Below are 2,306 nucleotides of genomic sequence, written 5' to 3'. Positions count from 1 at the left end.
GTGGCGCTGGAGGCGGGCCTGGCCGCCTGCACCGCGGCCGGGCGCGATCCGGCGACGCTGCCGTCGGTGTTCGTCTCCACCCATGGCGACCTCGCCATCACCGACTACATGTGCAGCACCCTGGCCAGCCAGCCGCGTTCACTGTCGCCGACCCGCTTCCACAACTCGGTCCACAACGCCGCCGCCGGCTACTGGACGATCGGCACCGGCGCGATGCAAGCGGCCACCGCGATCAGCGCGATGGACGCGAGTTTCGCCCAGGGCCTGCTGGAAGCGCTGGTGCTGCTGGCCGGCGGCGAGGAGGCCGTTTTGCTGGTCGCCTACGACGCCGGCGCATCGGGCCCGCTCGGTGAGCAGGCACCCAGCGTCGGCCTGCTCGGCGGCGCGCTGGTGCTGTCCGAGGGCGGACCGGAAACCGGTCCGGTGCTGCAGGCCACCCTGGCCGATGGCGACCCCTCGCCGGCGGACGGGCCACTGGCCCTGCATGCCGCCGGCAATGCGATGGCGCCGATGCTGCCGCTGTTCGATGCGCTGGCCCGCGGCACCACGGCAAGCGGCCAGGCGGCCCCGGTCAGGCTCGACGCTGGTGCCGGACGGGTGTTGTCGATCGCGTTGCTGCCGGGCGCGGCGGCGATGGAGTCGGTGGATGCCTGATCCCAAGCGCATCGCCGTGGTGATCCCGGCGCTCAACGAGGCCCTGCGCATCCGCGACGTGGTCGTGGCGGCGCTGGCCGAGTGCCCCAACGTGATCGTGGTCGACGACGGCTCCGACGACGGCACCGCCGCGTGCATCGCCGATCTGCCGGTCACCCTGCTGCGCCACAGCACCCGCATGGGCAAGGGCGCGAGCCTGCGCGACGGCTTTGCCGAAGCGCTGCGGCGCGGCTTCGAGGGCGTGCTGAGCATGGACGGCGACGGTCAGCATTGTGCGTCCGACATACCGCGGCTGCTCGACGCCGCCCGCCATCATCCCGGCGACATCGTGATCGGCGCGCGCCTGCGCAAGCGCGCACGCCAGCCCGGCTACCGGCGACTGGCCAACGAGTTCGGCGACTGGGGCATCGCCTGGGGCTGCGGCTTCCGCATCGCCGACAGCCAGAGCGGACAACGCTACTACCCGGCGCCGGTATGCGCGTTGGACGACGTGCCCGGCGAGGACTTCGTGTTCGAGGCACAGATCCTGATCTCGGCCGCGCGCCGGCTCGGCGTCGGCGTGGTCTCGGTGCCGGTGGAATCGCGCTACGGGATCGGCGCCGACGACGCCGGCTCCGGCGGACCGGCGTTCCGGCGCAGCCACTTCCGGCCGCTGCACGACCTGTATCGGATCACCTCGCACGTGGTCGCCCAGGTCTGGCGCCACGGCGATGTGGTCGCCGAATACCGCCGTACCCGCGCCCACCCGCCGCGGATCCACGACCCCGACGGCATCGCCGGGGAGATCGCGGCGGCGGCGCGCGGGCTGTCCCGCTGACGCGGTAACCGGTATGCGCTCAGGGCCTTGGTGCCGGTGCCGGGCGGGGCGGCGGCGGATTCGGCACGTGGATCGCGATCCCGGTCGCGTGCTTGGTCCGCGGCGAGATGCTGACCCCGATGCCGCCGCTGCTGTAGGAATGCCCGCCATAACGGCCGACGCCGGTGCCGACACCGACGCTGGTGCCGCCGTAGCCGTCGGCGGTGCCCTGCAGCAGCACGCCGTTGGCGCCGAGCTTGGCGGCCTCCTTGCGCAGGTTGTTGAGCACCGCATTGAGCTTGTTCTGCTCGCCGTAGGTGACCGGCCCGCTGGCGGTCTCGATCACCGCGATCTGCTCGAAGCCGCCCGGCGGCGGCGCATGGTAGACGCGCACCTGGGCAACGTCGATCGGCGGACGCGGCTGGCCGACCAGCATGTGCGAGGTCGCGCATGCGGACAGCAGCACGGTGGTTGCGGCAAGGACGATCGCACGGATCATCGCGGTTCTCCCTGATTGGCCTTCGGCGACAGTATGCGCCCGGCGCGTGGTGTGGCGGGTGAACCGTGCCACACACTGTGGATTGGGTGGGTGCTCGGTCCTTGCGGACACGACCTGCGACGCCACAGCTTGCGATCTGCTCCCAAGCCGGAGGTTTCCGATCGAAAGGTCCAGAGCAAAGGCTTCCGCCTTCGGCGGGTTCCTTTTGTCTTGGCAAAAGGAACCAAAACCGCTCGCTCCTGACGCCCGCCGGGACGGCCGAGCCGCCCCGGTCCCCTGTGCGCCTCGAGGCCGGCGGCACGGCGCCCAAACTCGCTGCGCTCAGACATGGGCGCCTCTACGGCCGCCGCCCCCTGC

The 2,306-nt window shown here is 71.9% G+C and carries 3 protein-coding genes; 2 read left to right on the top strand and 1 reads right to left on the bottom strand.

Going from position 1 to position 2,306, the window contains the following annotated elements; translation table 11 throughout:
- On the top strand, positions 1–654 hold a 654-nt coding region (locus tag FKV24_RS10990; protein WP_141482413.1), incomplete at its 5' end, for a beta-ketoacyl synthase chain length factor.
- Entirely contained in the window at positions 647–1,471 is an 825-nt protein-coding gene (locus FKV24_RS10985; RefSeq protein ID WP_111267797.1) for a glycosyltransferase family 2 protein, read from the top strand. The genes FKV24_RS10990 and FKV24_RS10985, both read left to right, overlap by 8 nt.
- Before the next feature lie 19 nt (positions 1,472–1,490).
- Here FKV24_RS10985 and FKV24_RS10980 read toward each other — a convergent pair whose 3' ends face one another.
- Positions 1,491–1,949, bottom strand: a complete 459-nt coding sequence (locus FKV24_RS10980; protein WP_141482412.1) for a DUF4156 domain-containing protein — start codon at positions 1,947–1,949, stop codon at positions 1,491–1,493.
- Positions 1,950–2,306: the final 357 nt, after the last annotated feature.

This window comes from Marilutibacter maris (assembly GCF_006546735.2).
Taxonomy (GTDB): Bacteria; Pseudomonadota; Gammaproteobacteria; order Xanthomonadales; family Xanthomonadaceae; genus Marilutibacter; species Marilutibacter maris.
Note: the sequence above shows the minus strand (reverse complement) of the source record. Positions and strands in the feature narration are given on the sequence as shown.